12 protein-coding genes are annotated in these 18,655 nt (G+C 63.5%); 3 read left to right on the top strand and 9 right to left on the bottom strand.

Annotated features, from left to right (window positions below; genetic code table 11):
- The first annotated feature begins 26 nt into the window (after positions 1-26).
- On the top strand, positions 27-572 hold the full coding sequence (locus KP001_RS12785; RefSeq protein ID WP_217286019.1) for a hypothetical protein: 546 nt from the start codon (positions 27-29) through the stop codon (positions 570-572).
- 90 nt (positions 573-662) lie between these two features.
- Here the strand turns inward: KP001_RS12785 and KP001_RS12780 are convergent, their stop codons facing one another.
- The 6 genes from KP001_RS12780 to mltG all read right to left on the bottom strand — a co-directional run bounded on the left by KP001_RS12780 (position 663) and on the right by mltG (position 10,709).
- Positions 663-1,655, bottom strand: a complete 993-nt coding sequence (locus KP001_RS12780; protein ID WP_217286018.1) for a cytochrome c3 family protein — start codon at positions 1,653-1,655, stop codon at positions 663-665.
- A 431-nt stretch (positions 1,656-2,086) separates the two neighbouring features.
- Positions 2,087-3,733 (bottom strand): aspartate:alanine exchanger family transporter, encoded by a 1,647-nt coding sequence (locus KP001_RS12775; RefSeq protein WP_217286017.1) that lies wholly within the window; start codon positions 3,731-3,733, stop codon positions 2,087-2,089.
- 57 nt (positions 3,734-3,790) lie between these two features.
- A complete protein-coding gene (locus tag KP001_RS12770; protein WP_217286016.1) occupies positions 3,791-6,274 on the bottom strand; it encodes a HAMP domain-containing methyl-accepting chemotaxis protein in 2,484 nt (827 codons plus the stop codon).
- Between the two features lie 87 nt (positions 6,275-6,361).
- The gene (locus KP001_RS12765) at positions 6,362-7,495 is read right to left on the bottom strand and encodes an ABC transporter substrate-binding protein (RefSeq protein ID WP_217286015.1); all 1,134 of its coding nucleotides are present in this window, start codon (positions 7,493-7,495) and stop codon (positions 6,362-6,364) included.
- A 316-nt stretch (positions 7,496-7,811) separates the two neighbouring features.
- A complete protein-coding gene (locus KP001_RS12760) occupies positions 7,812-9,728 on the bottom strand; it encodes a response regulator (RefSeq protein ID WP_217286014.1) in 1,917 nt (638 codons plus the stop codon).
- A complete protein-coding gene (gene mltG, locus KP001_RS12755; RefSeq protein ID WP_224961778.1) occupies positions 9,729-10,709 on the bottom strand; it encodes an endolytic transglycosylase MltG in 981 nt (326 codons plus the stop codon).
- Between the two features lie 296 nt (positions 10,710-11,005).
- Between mltG and KP001_RS12750 the strand changes: the two genes are divergently transcribed.
- Together KP001_RS12750 and scpB are read left to right on the top strand one after the other, a co-directional pair.
- Complete coding sequence (locus tag KP001_RS12750; RefSeq protein ID WP_217286013.1) at positions 11,006-14,404, top strand: alpha-amylase family glycosyl hydrolase; 3,399 nt, start codon at positions 11,006-11,008, stop codon at positions 14,402-14,404.
- Positions 14,405-14,492: 88 nt separating this feature from the next.
- Positions 14,493-15,272 carry a methylmalonyl-CoA decarboxylase gene (gene scpB / locus KP001_RS12745; RefSeq protein ID WP_217286012.1) on the top strand — a complete coding sequence of 260 codons (780 nt, stop codon included), beginning with the start codon at positions 14,493-14,495 and terminating at the stop codon, positions 15,270-15,272.
- 234 nt (positions 15,273-15,506) lie between these two features.
- On the opposite strand, the gene KP001_RS12740 is transcribed toward scpB, so the two are convergent.
- The 3 genes from KP001_RS12740 to KP001_RS12730 are packed head-to-tail and all read right to left on the bottom strand — an operon-like array spanning position 15,507 to position 18,628.
- Positions 15,507-15,617 carry an RCKP-type rubredoxin-like domain-containing protein gene (locus tag KP001_RS12740; RefSeq protein ID WP_217286011.1) on the bottom strand — a complete coding sequence of 37 codons (111 nt, stop codon included), beginning with the start codon at positions 15,615-15,617 and terminating at the stop codon, positions 15,507-15,509.
- A 9-nt stretch (positions 15,618-15,626) separates the two neighbouring features.
- Positions 15,627-17,132 carry a M16 family metallopeptidase gene (locus KP001_RS12735; protein WP_217286010.1) on the bottom strand — a complete coding sequence of 502 codons (1,506 nt, stop codon included), beginning with the start codon at positions 17,130-17,132 and terminating at the stop codon, positions 15,627-15,629.
- On the bottom strand, positions 17,132-18,628 hold the full coding sequence (locus KP001_RS12730; RefSeq protein WP_217286009.1) for a M16 family metallopeptidase: 1,497 nt from the start codon (positions 18,626-18,628) through the stop codon (positions 17,132-17,134). The genes KP001_RS12735 and KP001_RS12730 overlap by 1 nt, the downstream gene beginning before the upstream one ends.
- Between the last annotated feature and the right edge of the window lie 27 nt (positions 18,629-18,655).

The following is an 18,655-nucleotide window of genomic DNA, read 5'->3' as shown; positions in this document are numbered from 1 at the left end:
GCTGAATCCGGGAAAGGAGAACGGCCATGTCAGGACATCATCTCATCGAGCATATCAAGGCGAAACCGGTACGCGGAGCGGCTCAGGTCGAGGCGGAAAGTCCCCTTTGCTGGAGCCGGGAGCAGGTGGCCAAAAACGTCGAGCAACTGCACGTACTTTCCCGCCGCGGGCTGTGGGGGGTGCTGCTCTTCCTGGGGGTGAGCGCCGCCGCACTTGTCGTCAGCCAGGGAAACCTCCTGTCGGGTGCCCAGGCGGAACTGGTGCAGGTCATCGGTCCGCTGCCGTCGGCTGACGTGCTCAACGTCGTCCTTGGTGTCTCATGGCTCTCCGCCCTGGTGTTGATCCTTGGGCGCAGGGGGAGCGACGGAAGGCCTGGGTACAGCTGGTACAATGTCGGTCTCCCCGCCGCCTTCTACCCGCTCTACGTGTTCTGCGACACGACGGGCAGCTACTTCCCGGTGGTTTTCCTGGCCGGTCTAGTCCTGCTGCTGTTGGAACACGGTTTCGTCGTCTGCTACACCGCCAAGGCGATCAAGGAGGAGGCCGCCCGCCTCGAACGCCTGCGCGATTGACAGTTTGTGCAGGAACGGCCCTCCAATGCACAACCGGCCACTCGATTTCGAGTGGCCGGTTTTTTGTTTGCCGCATGGCCGGGAGGAGGGCTAGCCGTGCATATGGCAGGAGTCACAGTTTCCGTTGACTGTGAAGGCCGCCTTGCCGTCATGGCAGGCTCCGCACGACTTGGCTTTTTTCATCTCGTCCATGGATACCGGCTTGCCGCCGCGCCTGGTGGGGAAGGTGCCGCTGTGGCAATCCTTGCACTTGTACATGCCCAGGTGGTTGCTGTGACTGAACTTGACGTCACCTACGTCTGCCACCTTGAACCTGATTTCCTGGACCGGGTGGCACTTCTCGCATTGCGAAACGGCGAAGGCTTCCTTGGCGTTGTGGCAGGCACCGCAGGATTTTCCCTTCTCCATGGCCGCCATGGTGACCGCTCTGCCGGAGCCCAGCGGGAACAGCCTGGTATGGCAGGAACTGCAACTGTAAATCTCGACGTGCTTGCTGTGGCTGAAGACGGTGGGGCCGGTTTCTTTCACCTTAAAGACGACCTGCTTGGGAGAAGGATGGCAGCCGTCGCACTTGGCGACGCTGAAGGCCTTCTTCCCGTTGTGGCAGGCCCCGCACGACTTGCCCTTTTCCATCTCCGCCATCGACACCGTTTTGTTGGGGCCGGTCTTGTACAGCGTGTTATGACAGGCGTTGCACTGCATGGTTTTCAGGTGCTTGTTGTGGCTGAAGAGCACCGGTCCGGTTTCTTTCACCTTGAAGGTGATGTTCTTGACCTGATGGCAGGCGGTACACTTGGCAACGCTGAAGGCCTTCTTCCCGTTATGGCACTTGCCGCACGACTTTCCTTTCTCCATGTCGGCCATGGTGTACCTGGTTTTGGCCGCGCGCGGATTTTCATGGCACGCCTTGCAGCTCACGTTCGGGCTCTTCTCCGCTTTCTTCTTCAGGTGCTTGTTGTGGCTGAAGACCACCTTCCCCCCCCCGTCGGTCTGGTAGGTGATGTCCTTCAACTCCAGGGCGTATGCAGCGGAAGATCCTACGGCTAGCGCGGCCAGGACGATGAACGCCGGTCTGAATCTCATGGTTTCCTCCTTTGACTTTGAATTGGTTTGGCTTCTTATGATCGCCTCTGCGAGGTGCGTTCTTGGCTGTGCCGGGGCTACGGCCGCCATGCTCTGACTGGCACGGATAAACCGGCACGAGATCTCTTTAGCATTAGCCATGCCTGATTTTTCTTCTGAGTGTAAGTGGCCGGATTCAATGCCTTTTGTGCGGGAGGCTGGCAGGGTGCGGGGTGGTGACTGTATAAAGATGCTATACATCGGTCCGACGGCTGCGGCGGCAAGTGGCCGTAAAACAACTGTTTTTACGGTGAGGCGCCTGTGTCGCCGGGGGAGGGTGCTGTATAGCAAACCTATACGAAGGGTTGCGTGAAGGGCAGGGTGGAGGAGGCCACGAAAAGGGCCGCAGGCACTAGGCCTGCGGCCTTCACCCCGTGCTCAGGGGATGGGGGTCACAGCTGCCCCGTCGCCACGAGAATTATGTGCACCAGGATGATCTTCCCTATGGTGGCGAACGGGAAGACGCAGGCGTAGCCCTGGTCGGAGAGGTCGTTTCCGGTCTGCTCCTTGATGTAGCCAAGGCCCGGGGTGGAGGTGTGCATCCCCGCGACGATGCCCACCGCCAGCGTCATCGGGAGCTTCATGATCTTGTGTGCGATGAACAGGCCCAGAAAGGCCGTGACGCAGGTGACCAGGACGCCCGTGATGAAGATGCTGCCGCCACCACCGTGGCTCAAGGTGGTAAGGAGGCTGTAGCCGGAGCGGGTGCCGATGCCGGCCAGGAACAGCACCAGTCCCACCTGCTTCAAGACCATGCTGGCGCTGTAGGGAAGGCTCCAGACCATCTTGCCGGTCCGGCCGAAGGTTCCCAAAAGAATCCCCACGATGAGTGGCCCCCCCGCGAAGCCGAGCTGCATGCTCCCGCCGCCGGGGAAGGGGAAGGGGATCAGGCCCAGGATCAGCCCGATCACCAGCCCCAGGCTGAAGGTCATGACATCCACCTCGCTCACCCTGCGGTAGGAGTTGCCGAAAAAGGCGGTCACCTCGTCCATGCAGGTCTTGTGCGCCAGGACCCTGACCACGTCCCCGAGTTCCAGGACCATTTTGGCCTCCGGAAGGAACTCGTTGTCGCCGCGGCGCACCAGCGTGATCACCTCCCCGAAACGCTGGTCCTGGTGCAGCTCCCCGATGGTGCGCCCGATGGCCTGGGGGCTGGACACGAAGATCCTGCGGTACTCGTACTCGGTGCGGTCCAGCCCCAGGCGCTCCTTGCTCCTTCTTTCCCCCAGCACCGTCGCGATCTTCTCGATCTCATGCGGCGCGCCGGCCACCATCGCCAAGTCCCCCGGCTGCAGCACCGTTTCGGGACGGGCATAGAAGAACTCTTCCCCCCGTTTGATCCGGCTGAAGATGATATCGCAGTTGTTCGACTCGTTCAGCCTCTGAACGGTGGTGTCCGGCGGCTCGACGTGCTGCACCTTGATGGTGCAGTGCACCAGCGAGTTGCGGTCCTCGGGCTTGCGCAACACCTTGAACTCGGCCTGGTAGTCCACCTTCCAGATTTTCTGGCAGACGTTGATGGTCAGCATGAGGCCGATGACGCCGATGGGATAGGCGACGGAGAAGCCGACCACCGGCTCGGCGAGGAGCGCTTCCAGCATGTCCGGCGGGGCGGTCTGGCGGATCGATTCCAGGGCGCCGCCCAGGGCCGGGGAGGCGGTCATGCTGCCGCAGAAGATGCCGGCGGCAATCCCGGGCTGGATGGCGAAGTACCTCTGCATGGCGACGCAGAGGGCAGCGGAGGCGCACAGCACCACCCCGGCGAGGACGTTGTTCATGACCCCGTTTCTGCGGAAGGTGGAGATGAAGGAGGGGCCGGCGGAAAGCCCGACGGTGTAGACGAAGAGCGCCTGCCCCATGATGTACACGATCGCCGGCGCCTTCATGTCGGGATGGAGCATCCCGAACGCGAGCCCGACGAAGAGGACGGCGCCGACGCCAAGGGTGATGCCGTAGACCTTGATTTTGCCCAGGGGGTACCCCAGTGCCGCGACCATGAGCAGAAGCATCAACGGGTTCTCGAGGAGTATCTTGATCATGATTGCCACCTCTGTCGCTGCGGCGCCCGGCCGCTTGATGAACCTTACGCCCACTCGCTACTCGCTCAGCTTGAACTGCCCCACGAGCTTTTGCTGCTCTTCCGCCAGCCGGGACAGGAGCAGGGCGGAGGAGGCAGACTCCTGGGCGTTCTTGGCGGTGTCCTGCACGACCTCGTTGATGCTCTGGATGTTGTTGCTGATCTCCACCGTGGTGGCGGTCTGCTCCTCCGCTGCCGTGGCGATCTGGTTCACCTGCAGGGTGACGGAGCCGATCTGTTGCAGGATCTCCTCCAGGGCGGCCCCGGAGCGGGCCGCCTCGACGGTGCCCGCCTCCACCCGGGCGACCCCCGACTGCATCACGCCGATGGCACCCTTGGTCTGCTGCTGCACCGCCTTGATCATCTCTCCGATCTCGCGGGTGGCGCTGGCCGTTCTCTGCGCCAGCGCGCGCACCTCGTCGGCCACGACGGCAAAGCCGCGCCCCTGCTCTCCCGCGCGCGCCGCCTCGATGGCCGCGTTCAGGGCCAAAAGGTTGGTCTGGTCGGCTATGTCGTTGATGGTGTTGACGATGGCGCCGATCTGCTCCGACTTCTGCCCCAGGTCGCCGATGCTGACCGCAGAGGCGCGCACCTGCTCGGCGATCTGGTTCATGCCCCGGACCGTCCCCTTGACCACGTCCGCGCCGGTGACGGCGGCGTCGTTGGCCTGCTTGGAGCCGGCAGCGGCCTGGGTGCAGCTGACCGCTATGTCGTTGGAGGTCGCCGCCATCTCCTCGCTGGCCGTCGCCACGGTGGCAGCCTGCTCCGCGACCCTGGCGGCGCCGGCCGCCATCTGCTCGGCGGCGCAGGATAGCTCGGTCGAGGTGGAGGCGACCTGGGTGGTGTTGTGGGACACCCGCGAGATCACCTCGTGGAAGTGCACGACGATGTTGTTGATGCTGTCGCAGATGTCGCCGATCTCGTCGTTGGAGCCCCCCCTGATGCGCCTGGTGAGGTCGCCGCCGGCGATGTCGGCGGTGACCAGCTTGGCGTGGGAGAGGGGCTTGGTGATGGAGGCGATGATGCGCAGGCTGATCACCAGCGAGATCAGCACCACGGCGACGGAGACCGCGATCATGACGTAGGAGAGGAGGGTGGCGTTGTCGACCGCGTTGCGCACGCCGGTCAGGATCTGCTGCTGATTCTCCCCTATGCTCTTCACCTGCTCCTCGCTTCGTTGCGCCTGCTCGCGCGAAATGCCGCGGGCGGACTCAAGAGCCCGCTGCATCGCCCCGTTGCTCCTGATCACCCCGAGCTTGGTCGCCTCTATCTTCTGGATCGACGAGGACGCGCGGCGCACCGTCGCCGATACGTCGGAGATCCTCTCCGCGAGCTCCTTCTGACCCGAATCGAGCAGCACCTTTCGCGCCAGCGCGATGTTGCCGTCGATCCTCCTGCGGGTCTCCGCCAGGGTCGCGGTGAGCCTTCCCACCTCGGCATCGGTGGAGCTCAGCATGATCTGGCGCACCCCGGAGTTGAGCTCCTTCACGTCGACGCTGATATTGCTCCCCGCCTCCATCACGCTGTTGGCCGAGTTCTGGAAGCCAAGCGACGATACCACCTTGTTGCGGTCCTTTACGATCTGCAGTTCCAGGGTGTCGATGGTGTTGAAGATCTTCTTGCTGTTCTCCTCCAGGGGCTTCATGATGTCGCGCGCCTTGCCGGCATACTGCTCCGCATCGGCCTTTTCGGGGTTGGTGAGCATCTCAAGCTTGAGGGACACGAGCCCCCCCTCCTCGGCGCCGATCTGGTTCAGGATGTCGGTGGCGACCCCCTTGACCTCCTTGATGGCCGGGTTGTCCCCCTGGTCCACCTCGATGTTGCGGGTCAGCTCCACCGTGTTCTTCAGGCGCTCCCTCAGGGGGGCCACCTTGAACTTGTTCTTGACCAGTTCCAGGTCGCTCAGGATGATGTTGATGTCCTTGAGCCGGCTTTGCAGGGTGAGAAGCTTCTTGATCGAGCTGTTCACCTGGAGGTTGGCGGCCTGCGAGGAGTTGATGTTGGAGAGGGCGCTGCTTCCCATCTGGCTGATCTGCTTGCGCAGCCCCGCGACGCTTTCCTCTGCCTTGCGCAGTTCCGAGTTCACCGTCGCGATCTCATTTTTAAAGAGCGTCATGTCCTTCAGCCGTTGCGAGGCGACCTGGACCACGGTCTTCTCTATGTCGCGCAGGACCGCCGTGTCCACGCCGCTGGATGCGGCGCCTCCCTGGACGATCTGGTCGTTCAGTTCCTCCATGCGCTTGATGCGGGTGGTGATGGCTTGCGAGAGATGGGCCACCTCCGCGGGCTCCGTGGTCATCTCCAGCCTCATGAAGTCGGCCGAGACCTTTTCCACCGTCTGTTGCAGTTCCAGCATCTTCAGGTGCAGCGGCGTCGACTTCCCGGTCAGGATCTCGATGCTCGACTTGACCTTGGCGATGGAAAAGAGCCCGATGCCGGCCAGGACGGAAATGCCCACGATGGTCAGCGCGATGTTGCCCCAAAGCTTGCTTTTGACGGTCATTGCCACCCCCGGAGTAAGGATTGCAGCACCAATAAAACCGGTGCCGCGCTGGAGACGGCACCGGTTTCCGGCTCTTCACGCCCCCCGCTATTTCAGGGAGACCAGCTTGTCGCCCTTCACCACCTGCAGGTAGACGTTGTCCTGCCCCTGGTGGTTGTCCTGCGAGAAGGTGAGCTTGATGCCTCCCATGTCCGCTCCCTTCATGCTCTCGTAGGCCTGGATGAAGGCGGCCTGGGTGGGCGGGTTGCCCGCTTTCTCAAGGGCCATGACCATGGACTTGGCCGCCATGCACCCCTCCATGCTCACGGAGTTGAAGCCGACCTCCTCGGGGTTCTTTTCGATGGCCTCCTTGCACTCCTTGGTGATCGGAAGCGACAGGTCATCCAGTTCCGGCACCACCTGGCTCATGATGACCCCTTCCGAGGCGCCGGGGCCCACGGCTTTGACGAGGTTCATGCCCCCCGCGAACGAGCCGGAGGCGAGGTAGGCGCTGACCCCTTCCTTGCGGGCGAGCTTTATGAACTCCGCTCCCGGCTTGTACACGGCGCCGACGATGATGGCGTCCGGCTTGCCGGTCATGATGCTGGCGAGTCCCGTGGTCACCGCCACGGTGTTCCGCTCGAAGGAGCCCTTGGAGACGAGGCTCAGTCCATGGCGCTTGACGGCGTTTTCGGTCGAGGCGAGGATGTCGGTGCCGAGGCCGTCGTTCTGGTAGAAGACCGCGAAGCGCTTCGCACCCTGCTTGACCAGCTGGTCCACGATGCGGTCAACCTCCTGCTGGTAGCTCGCCCTGATGTGGAACACCTCCCGGACCACCGGCGTGCGCAACTCGGTAGCCCCGGTCCTCGGGTTGATGTAGGGGAGCTTGTACTCCTTGACCACCGGAAGGCTGGCGACGCAGTTGGAGGTGCCCACGGAGCCGACCACGGCGAAAACCTTCTGCTCGTCGGCGAGCTTAAGCAGGCAGTCGATGGTCTTGTCGGTCACCATCTGGTCGTCCAGGGAGACCAGTTCGATCTTTCTGCCGTACACGCCCCCCTTGGCGTTCACCGCCTTGAAGTAGGCCTCCACCCCCACCTTCATCCCCCTTCCGGAGCCCTTGTTGGCGCCGGTCTGGTCGTTGACCATGCCGACCTTGATCACGTCGCCCACCGGCCCCGCGGCGTGTGCCGTCGGAGCAATCATCATCAGCACCACGGTCAGGAACAGCATCTTTTTCATGGCATCCTCCTCTTCTCAGGTAGGGCCTGCAGGGGGGAGACGGCCAACTGCAGGCGGGGCGCATCACCCGGCAAACCTGTCGCATCGTCCGTCAGTGGTTCCCCTGTCCGGGGCCTTATTAGAAAAACTTAAACATAATATCGGCTAATGATTGATTGGCAAGCCGCTCTCTTAGACGCGGCAGGGCGTTCTCCTACCCCGGTCATCCAAAGGAGGAGCGGATGGGGAGCTGTCGGGCAAACACATGAAGAGGAAAAAGAAAAGGCCTCATGTGATGAGGCCTTGGCGGGTCGTGGGAAGGTTGCGGAAGCGGCGGTCAGCCGAAGATGCGTTTGAAGAGTCCCTTCTTCTCCGCCTCGCGCCGTTCCCTGATCAGGCGCATCCCCCCCTGGGCATGCGACTGGTGCGGGTTCAGCTTGAGTGACTTCTGGAACTCCCCCTCGGCCAGTCCGTCCCGCCCCTCGTCCAGCAGCATCCAGCCGCGGAAGGCGAAGGCGTCGGCGTTGCGCTCGGCCTGCAGGCTCTTGGAGAGGAGCATGCGGCACTTCTCCAGGGCTCCCTGCGAACGCTGGTTGCCGGGGTTCTTGTAGATGGACCAGGCGAGGTAGGCGCTGGTCTGGGCGTCGTTGGGGTCGAGGGTGTAGGCATCCTGCAGGGCGCGCTCGGCGTTGCCGTAATCCTCCATCTCCAGGAACACCTTGCCCGACTGGAACTGGATGCGTGCCTGCAGCTCGTCCTCGCGCTTGCCTCCCAGCCCGACGGTGTCGGCGTTGAGCATCTCGTCGTAACGCTCCTTGGCGATGACGCTGGAGAGGGTGTTGTAGGCGTTGGCGTAGTGGGAAAGGACGTCCTGGGCGCGGCCAAGGGTGTCACCGGAGAGCTGCATGAACTTTTCCGGCGAATACTCCCGGGTCTTGGCGAAGTAGGCGTCCTTCAACGTGGCGAAGCTGAAGGTGCCCGGGGTCATGCCGAAGATCTCGTAGTAATTCTTGTCCTGGATCGCGGCGTAATCCCGCTGGACCTCCTGCTCGAAGTCGATCTCCGTCGCCGACAGCGGCGCAGCCATCCCCTTCTTGCCCACCACCAGCTCGATCGATTCCGAAACTTCGTCCACGAGGTCGTTGAAGTTGATCGCCTCGGCGCGCCTCTCGGAGACCTCCTCGATGGGGCGGTTGAAAAGGACCTTCTGCGGGAAATCAGGCTGCTGGTCCTGGGCCGGCGCCGCCGCCAGGGAAAGCATCCCCATGCGCGCCAGCAGGTCGAGCAGGGCGGCTCCCCGGGCCGGGGTGTCGCAGTCGGAGAGGATGTCCTGTACCGTTTTCCCCTGACCCAGCCGCTGCAGCAGGTCGACCTCCTCCTGACCCATGTTGAGCAGGTTCGCGAGCCGGAAGTATTCCGGAGTGCGCACCGGACAGAGGGCGCCGCGGCTGGTCAGGTACGGGGCGAGATCGAAACTGGCGGTGCCGGCGGCCTGGTGCAAAAGGCGCGGCAGGGAGAGGGGGGTGAGTGGGAGTTCCACGCCGGTGATGTCGGGGGTGAATCTCGGGGACTGGTTTTGCAGCAGCGCCTCGACGAGGGCCCGGAACAGGAACAGGCGCGATTGTTCCAACAGGTCGTCATAGCCGATGAGGCCGGCTTCCACCAGCGGCAGGCGCCCGGGGCGGGAGGGAGGGAACTGCTCCAGGTCGCCGCGCTGCAGGTGGTTGGCGGAGATGAGAAACGGAACGAAGCCGGGCGAGGAGAAGCTGGCCGGCTCCCCGCCGACCACGAAGACGCGGGTCCCGCCGCGCAGCTCGATCATGCCGTTTTTGCCGTTTTTGTACAGGTCGAGGAGGAGCCGGGAGAGCTCCTTGCGGGCGGGGCCGCGCTCCAGGGCGCCCTGCACCGCTTTCAGGAAATCATCCTTGCCGAAGGGCTTCTCGAGGTAGGCCTCGACGCCGAGCTTCGCGGCGGCACGGGCGTAGTCCTCGCCGCGGAACACCCCGGTCATGATCACCACCGGGAGCTCCTTCAGAGCCGCGCTGCGGCGCACCCGCTGCAACAGCTCCACGCCGTTCATCCCCGGCAGCTTCAGGTCGAGCACCAGCAGGTCGAAACGCTGCCCCTGCAACTGCGCGAGCGCGTCGTCTCCGCTGCCGGCGCTCTTCACCTGGTGCCCGCGCGATTCCAGCACCGTGCGCAGCATCTCGGTGAGCCGCTCATTGTCCTCGACCAGCAGGATGCTGCCTGTCATCTAGCTTCCCCCTTGCGGCGCAGTCGCGGGTGCCTTGAGGTACTTGCGCACCGCCTCGTTATGAGACGCGAGATCCTTGGAAAACTGGTGGCTGCCGTCGCCGCGCCCCACGAAGTAGAGGTAGGGGACCGCCGCGGGGTTGAGCACCGCCTCGATGGCGTCCTTCCCCGGGTTGCCGATCGGCCCCGGCGGTAGCGCGGGGATCAGGTAGGTGTTGTACGGGGTCGGCTTCAGGATGTCCTCGCGTCTCACTTTTCCGGCGAAGGCCCGCACGCCGTAGAGGGCGGTGGGGTCGCTCTGCAGCCGCATGCCGAGTTGCAGGCGGTTTTGGAACACGGCGGCGATGACCGGCTTCTCCGCGGGGAGCACGGCCTCCTTCTCCACCATGGAGGCGAGGGTCAAAAGCTTCTGCACCGGGACCCCCCTGGCCCTCGCCCGGCCGTCCACCGACTCCTTCAGGTACGCCTTTTGACGTTGCACCATCCCGCGCACCACTTCGAGCTCCGTCTGGCCCGGCAGGATGTTGTAGCTCCCGGGAAAGAGATATCCCTCGGCGCTCGCGGCGTCGATCCCCATTTCCTTCAGCAGGGCCTGGTCGTGGCAGGCGGCGAGGAATTTGTCCCTGCCGAAGATGCCGCGTTTCTCCAGCATCTCCGCCACCTGGTAGCTGGAGTATCCCTCCGGGAGCGCGAAGATGCGCTGGTAGATGTCGCCGCTGATCATCTTGGCAAGGATCTGGCCGGGGCGCATGCCGTCGTCGAACTGGTAGTAGCCCGCCTTGAGCTTGGCGTCGCCCCCCTTCAGGCGCGCGTAGAGCGTGAAGAGCCGGGCGCTGGAGAGGACGCGGCGGGCTTCGAGGTCGGCAGCCAGTGCTTTCAGCGGGCGCCCCTTGCCTAGCTCGACGATCTCCACGCGCTTGCCATTGCCGGGAGGAAACAGCAGGAACCGGGAAAAGCGGGTGATGGGTACCAGGGTGACTATCAGCAGCAGCGCGATACAGAGTCTGCGCTGCCGCTGGAACGTATCTTTGAGGCTGGAAGCGAAGATGGCACTATCCTATGCGAAACGGTGCTTTTTGCTAACTGAGCACTAGGTTTAGGTGAAATCGGCAACAGTGTCAAGGCCAAATGCCAGAGCGGGCGGGGTAATGGATTTGAGTTTGTGTAATTTAATAATATTTTTTTTAAAGACAGTGGCGGCATTCCAATGTATCATATCTGACTGTGCCGCCCGGCCCGGAGCGGTCCACCACTACAATAGGGCTGACGAGGTGCTTGATGAAGCAGAGGTTTATTAACTCCGACTATTTCCCGTTTCAGATTCAAATTTCCGCCGCCTGCGGCGACCGCATCGCGCTGCGCGGCATGCTCGAGGAACTGGGGGACGTGCCCGGCATCATCTACGCCCGCCGGTTGGCAGCGAAGCTGAACAAGCAGCTTGCGCCGCACGAGACGGCGATCATGCCGGGGCTGTTGCACCTTTATTCCATCCTGAGCCGCGTCTACCGCTACGTCATGGGACAGTACTGCGCGAAACAGCAGCCCGGCGTGCTCGCCGCGCTCATCGCGCAGGCGGGTTATCCCGATTTCACCGGTGATGCCGGGAGGACGCTGGATCGTTTCATGGAGTTGTTCCCTTCGGGGCAGATGGTGCTGGGCAGCGACACGCCGCAGGGGTTCCTGGCCGGCGACGACGGGGAGCGGGCACGCCGCCAGGCGCTTGCCGCCGAACTCCTCCTCATGCTGCTCAACGGCGAGAACCGTGCCTTGGACCAGTTCCGCCGCCTCTTCGACGCCTCCCGGCTCGCCGAGTCCTCCCCCTACCTCAAGGTGACCTCGGAACTGGACCGGCGCCTGGCGCAGGCCCCCCCCTTCGAGCCGCTGGGCGTTTCCCTGCCGGAGTTGCTGCGGGCGCCGATGAAGGCGGCCCCCGACTCGCTGACCGGGCAGATCGCCTACATCAGGGAGCACTGGGCTTTCATCCTCCCGCCGGAGCTGCTCACTGAGCTGGTCACCGCGATGGACATCGTCTCCCAGGAGGGACGCGCCTTCTTCGGCGGCCCCGGCGAGCCCAAGGTGCTCCGCTTCGGCCGGGGAGAACGGGGCGGGGATGACTACCCCGAGTACGAACGCTTCTCCCAGGACGCGGACTGGATGGCCAACGTGGTCATGATCGCAAAGATGGTGTACGTGTGGCTCGGACAACTTGCCAAGACCTATCAGACCGAGGTGAGGACGCTGGACCAGATCCCCGACGCCGAGCTGGACCGGCTGTCGCGCTACGGCTTCACGGCGCTGTGGCTGATCGGCATCTGGGAGCGCTCCCCCTCCTCGCAGCAGATAAAGCGGATCGCAGGGAACCAGGAGGCGATCTCCTCGGCCTACTCGCTCTACGACTACGTCATCGCCCACGACCTTGGCGGCGACTGGGCACTGGACAACCTGCGGCAGCGCTGCGCCGCCCGCGGCATACGTCTCGCGAGTGACATGGTCCCCAACCACACCGGCCTCTACTCCAAGTGGACCGTGGAGCACCCGGACTGGTTCATCCAGCTCGACTACCCCCCGTACCCCGACTACCAGTTCAACGGCCCCGACCTCTCCCCCGACGGGCGGATCGGCCTCTTCATCGAGGACGGCTACTGGGACAAGCGCGACGCGGCGGTCGTCTTCAAGCACCTGGACCGCGGCAGCGGCCGTGTGCGCTACATCTACCACGGCAACGACGGCACCTCCACCCCCTGGAACGACACCGCGCAGCTCAACTACCTGATCCCGGAGGTGCGCGAGGCGGTCATCGGCACCATCCTCCACGTGGCGCGCCAGTTCCCCATCATCCGGTTCGACGCGGCCATGACCCTCGCGAAGAAGCACTACCAGCGCCTGTGGTACCCGCTGCCGGGGCACGGCTCCGGCGTCCCCTCGCGTGCCGAGCACGGCATGGACCGCCCGAGCTTCGACCAGGTCTTCCCCGCCGAATTCTGGCGCGAGGTGGTGGACCGGGTAGCGGTGGAGGCGCCGGACACCCTGCTTCTGGCCGAGGCCTTCTGGCTCATGGAAGGGTACTTCGTCAGGACCCTCGGCATGCACCGCGTCTACAATTCCGCCTTCATGAACATGCTGAAGATGGAGGAGAACGCCAAGTACCGGCAGACGGTGAAGAACGTGCTCGAGTTCGAGCCGGAGATCCTGAAACGCTTCGTCAACTTCATGAACAACCCGGACGAGCGCACCGCGGTGGAGCAGTTCGGCAAGGAAGGGAAGTACTTCGGCGCCACCGTGCTCCTGGTCACCATGCCGGGCCTCCCCATGGTCGGCCACGGACAGATCGAGGGGTTCCACGAGAAGTACGGCATGGAGTACCGGCGCGCCTACTGGGACGAGCCGGTGGATCAGCACCTGGTGGCGCGCCACGAAAGCGACATCTTCCCGCTCATGCGCCGGCGTCACATCTTCTCGGGGAGCGAGAACTTCACCCTGTACGACTTCTACGCCGGCCACAGCGTCAACGAGAACGTCTTCGCCTATTCCAACAGCAACAACGGTGAGCGCGGCCTGATCCTGTTCCACAACGCCTACGCTTCCACCGCCGGGTGGATCCGCACCTCCTGCGCCGTGTTGAGGAAAAACCCCTCGGGGGGCAACACCCTGGCGCAGACCACCCTGGGCGAGGCGCTGGGCTTCAAGGGGGACGGGCGACACTATTACAGCTTCCGCGACAGCGCCTCGGGGCTTTGCTACCTGAGAAACGGCCGCGACCTCTGCGACCAGGGGCTCTACGTGGAGATGGGGGGGTACGAGTACCACGCCTTCCTCGACTTCCGCGAGATTTACGACGACGACTTCGGCACCTGGGGTGCGCTTTGCTACCGTCTGAACGGTGCCGGTGTCGAGAACCTGGAGGACGAGGTCAAGAAGGTGCGCTACGCACCCCTGCACGAGTCGTTCAGGAAGTTCCTGTCCAAGGCGGCCGTGGTGCTGCAGGAGCCGGGCGTCCCGCCGCAGGGTCGCATCGCGCCGCTGGAGCCGCTGCTGGCCTCTTTCTACAAGGCCCTGGCGCCCGAGGCGCCGGAAAAGGAACAGCGCGACCTGCTGGGGCAGTTCGGCGCGGAGTTCCTGCAGGCCCTGCAACCGGTCCGGGAAGGGGAGCTCCTTCCCGCGGAGTGGCTTCTTCTGTGCGCCTTCCTGGCGCTGCACAAGACCGGGGGCTTGAAGGAGGTGGAGAGCGCGCAGCTCTTCGAGGAGCTGGGACTGGTTCATCCGCTGGTGCAGGCGCTACAGGCCCTGCCGCCGGCGGACCCGGAACAGGTGATCGATCTGCCGCCGCGGGGCTTTGGCAAGCTGCTGGGGGTTTTGCTGCAGCACGAGACCTTCCTCTCCAGCTGCCGCGCCATCGGGGTCACCCGCTGCTCTGCCGCCCTTTTCTCGGATACTGCGGTGGCCCGGTTCCTCTTCCTGCATGAAAGCGGAGGCGCGCAGTGGTTCAACAAGGAGCGCTTCGAACTGCTGGTGGATTGGCTGGCGGAGGTGGAGCCGTACGCGGAGGATGCAAAAGCCCCGGCCGGACGCGGGAGCGGACTGTCCGCCAAGGCCCTGGCCACGCTCATGAAGGAGAGCGCGGCGGCCGCCGGCTACCGGCTCGATCAGCTAATGAATGTTTTGCAGGCCGGCTTCTGATTTTTTCGCGTTACCTGTTAAAATCAGAGCTGGCGCTTGATCATCCGGAGCGCCCTTATCTATCGCCAATGAAAGAAAGGGGAGAGCAATGGCGGTCATCAATACGGCACTGCAGGACAACGTAGGGACCATCACCTTCAACGACCCCGAGCACCGCAACATGCTGAGCGGCGCGCTCATCGACGAGATGCTGCAGTCGATAGGCGCCCTGCAGAAGGGGAGGATGAGGGTGCTGGTGATCAGGGCCCCCAAGGGGTCCAAGGTCTGGTCGGCCGGGCACGACGTGCACGAGCTGCCGCTGCCGGGGCGCGATCCGCTTTCCTACCACGATCCGCTGGTGACGGTGCTCCGTTCCATCCAGAGTCTTCCCATCCCGGTGATCGCCATGATCGAGGGGAGTGTCTGGGGGGGCGCCTGCGACCTGGCCCTTTCCTGCGACATCCTGATCGGCTGTCCCACTTCCTCGTTCTGCATGACCCCGGCGAAGATCGGCGTCCCGTACAACGTCTCCGGGATCCTGCACTTCATGAACATCATGGGGGTCAACTTCGCCAAGGAGATGTTCTTCACGGCGGAGCCGCTCTCGGCGGAGCAGGCGAGCAAGGCGGGGCTTTTGAACCACCTGGTCGAGGCGGAGCAGCTGGAGGAGTTCACCTACAGCATGGCCCACAAGATCACCAGGAACAGCCCGCTCTCCATCGGGGTGATCAAGGAACAGATCCGGCTTCTGGCCAGCGCCCACCCCCTCTCGCCGCTCACCTTCGAGCGGGTGCAGGGGCTTAGGCGCACCGTCTACGACAGCAAGGATTACGCTGAAGGGATCAAGGCCTTCCTGGAGAAGCGCCCGCCGGTGTTCACGGGGGAATAGTCCGCGTCATCCAGGCTGGACCGGTGTCACTCCCTCTTCCCGGGAGGGAGCGGGGGGGGCGTTGCCGCAGGCGAAATCCCCCTTGGTGGCGAGCCCCTCACCCGGCCTTCGGCCACCCTCTCCCGGAGGGCGAGGGTAATAAAGGTGAGGATGGAAAAAAAGCCCGACCGTTTGACCCGGCCGGGCTTTTCAACGTGCTCCTGTTGGGGCGAATAAATCATTCGCCCGCCCCTGTTATTCCTCAACCTTCTCGAAGTTCCCCTTTTCCTGGCACTGCGGGCACTTCTGCGGTTTGCAGCGCCCTTCCTTGGTGAACCCGCAGCTCTTGCATTTCCACGTCGCCATACCTTCCTCCTATTTGTTGTTGAGCTTTATTTCCTGCACCTTTCCGAAGACGGAAAGCGGCTGGTCGAACTTCTTCTCGTCCCCCACCACCACGAGCTTCATCACGTCGGGCCGGAGGTACTGCTTTGCCACCCGAAGCACGTCGGCACGGGTGACCCGGGCGATGTTGTCGCGGTAGTTCTCCAGGTACCCCTTGGGATACCCGTAGAATTCCAGTCGTGCCTGCTGCGCGACGACGGCGCTGCTCCGCTCGAAGGCGAAGATGAAGGAGTTGATGATGGATTCCTTGGCCAGTTGCAGCTCGGCCTCGGAGACCTCGGCCGTAGTCATCCCGGTGATGATGGATTCCAAAAGCCTGATGGTGCGCGCCGTCGATTCCACCTTGGTCTCGGTCTCGGCGATGAAGGTCCCCTTGAAGCGTCGCCCCGGATCGAAGTAGGCGTCCACGTTGTAGGCGAGCCCCTGGTTGGAGCGGATCTCCTGGGTGAGCCGCGAGGTGAAGCCTCCCCCCAGGATGTAATCCATCACCTTGATGGCGTAGAGGTCCGGGTTGTTTTTGTCGATGCCGAGGTGCCCCATGCGGATCACGGACTGGTTCACCTCTTTCTGCACGTGCAGCACCGCCGGGGTCATCTCCTCGCCCGGTTTCGGGATGACCGGGAAGGGCGCGGTCTGGTTGGGCCAGTCGCCGAAGAGGGTCTCGAGTTTCTTCAGTAGTTCGGCCCGGTCGAAGTCGCCGGAGACCGCTACGATCATGTTGGCCGGGTAGAAGTAGCGCTTGTGGAAGGCGATCAGGTCGTCGCGGGTGATGGCGTTCACGGTGGCGACCGTCGGGATGCGCCCCAGCGGATGGCCGGCGTAGATGGCGCGGCTCAGTTCACGCCCGGCCACCGCTTTCGGGTCGTCGTTCTGGCGCCTGATCCCTTCGATGGCGTGGCTCTTCGCCAGATCGAACCGTGCGGGATCGAAGGCCGGTTCCCTGACCACCTCGGCAAACAGCGTGAGGGTGCGGTCCAGGTTTTTGGAGAGCGTGGAGAAGGAGACGCTGGCGTTGTCCGCGTTCATGCCCGATTCGATGGAGGAGGCCATGAACTCCAGCTCCCGGTCCAGCTTTTCGGGGGCGGTCTTCAGGGTGCCCCCGCTTCTCAGGGTGGCGCCGGTCAGCGCAGCGAGTCCCACCTTTGCGTCCGGCTCGTAGAGGCTGCCGACATTCAGGTAGCTGGTCAGGTTCACGATCGGAAGTTCGCGGTCCTGAAGGAGATACACCACCATCCCGTTTTTAAGCTGCACGCGCTCGCTCTTGGGGAGCTGGAACTTAAGCGGCGGGAAGGTCATGTTGCGCGGGGTGGCGAGCGTCTCGGTCCTGACGGTATTGTCGATCCTGGCTTCCGCCATGGCGCTGGATTTCGCGGCGCCGGCCTCGGACGCGGCGCAACTGAAGACGAGCAGAAGGGCGAAGGCGGCGAAACGGGACTGGCTTACTGCGCTGAACAACCGGTTAACTATGGAAATCATTACTTACTCTCCCCCCCCTCGGCCTTGGTGAGGTAGCCGACGTTGCGGTTTTGGCGCGTGAAGTACTGTCTGGCCACGCGCATCACGTCCTCGGGCGTGATCTTCGCCACCTTCTGGCGGTGCTCGATGAGGTAGCGCCAGGTGCCGGCAATCGCCTCGTACTCGGTGAGGTTACGGGCCAGACCGCCGTTGGAGGCCATCTGGCGCGACTCCTCGAACTCGAGCTGGTTCAGGATCTGCTGCAGCTCCTCGTGGTTCATCGGCTCGGTCTTTAAGCGCTCCAGCTCCTGGTAGATCGCTTCCTCGACCTCCGCCACCGTGTGCGGCGCGCGCGGCGTCGCGTTGATGATGAAGAGGTTGGGATAGCGGCTCCCCGGGGCCCCGAAGGAGGAGACCGAGGTGACCAGCTTCTTCTCGATGACGAGCTTCTTGTAGAGCCTGGAGGTGCGGCCGCTGGTGAGCAGCATGTCGATGACGTCGAAGACGTAGTCGTCGGGCGCGGGGAGGGTCGGCTTGTGGTAGCCGATCATCAGCTCGGGCTCGGCGTCGCCGATCACCTCGGTCCGCTTCTCGCCGGCCTGCTCGGGCTCGGTTACAGCCACAGGCGGGACGGGAGTCCCAGGTTTTATGCCGCCGAAGTATTTCTCCACCAGGGCGATGGTCTGCTTCGGGTCGATGTCGCCGACGATGGCCACTATGGCGTTGTTCGGGGCGTAGTACTTGTGCAGGAAGTTCTCCGCCTTGGTCCGGGTCAGGTTCTCGATATCCGACATCCAGCCGATGGTGGGCTGGCCGTTGGGGTGTGCGTTGAAGGCATCGGCGAGGAACGTTTCCCAGAGCTTCCCTTCCGGTTCCGCGTCATAGGAGCGGCGCCGCTCCTCCATGACCACGGATCTCTCCGTGTAGAACTCCCTGAGCACCGCGTTCTGCATCCGGTCCGACTCGATGGCCGCCCACAGCTCCAGTTTGTTCGCTGGGATGTTGATGAGGTAGGTGGTGCCGTCCTTGCTGGTGAAGGCGTTGTAGCCGGAGCCGCCGTTACGCGAGTAGATGTCGGCGAACTCCTCCTTGACCACGTACTGCTCGGCCTCCTTCTCCAGTGCGGCCAGTTCCGCGGTCAGCTTCTCGATCAGCCTGGGATCCGCCTGCTCGCGCTTGATCTTCTCGGCCATCAGCTGCTGAGCGGTGGCCTCGATCCTGTCGAGGACCGGTTTCTCGGCCGCGTAGTTCCTGGTCCCGAGGGTCTTGGTCCCCTTGAAGAGCATGTGCTCCAGGAGGTGGGCGAGGCCGCGCTCGTCGCTTCTCTCATCGACGCTTCCCACTTTGAAACGGATCCAGGCCGCGACCGTGGGCGAGTTGTGCCGCTCGACCATCAAAAGCTTCATCCCGTTTTTCAGGGTGTGCTCCTGCACCCGCTCGGCAAGCCCTTGGGCAAAGCAGGTGGCGGCGTTGACGAGGATGGAAAGGACGACAACGCATCGTGCTACTGACTTCATGACTACCTCGGCTCAGTGGTTTTAATG

Origin of the sequence: Geomonas subterranea, from assembly GCF_019063845.1 — a bacterium.
GTDB classification, from domain to species: Bacteria; Desulfobacterota; Desulfuromonadia; order Geobacterales; family Geobacteraceae; genus Geomonas; species Geomonas subterranea.
Note: the sequence above shows the minus strand (reverse complement) of the source record. Positions and strands in the feature narration are given on the sequence as shown.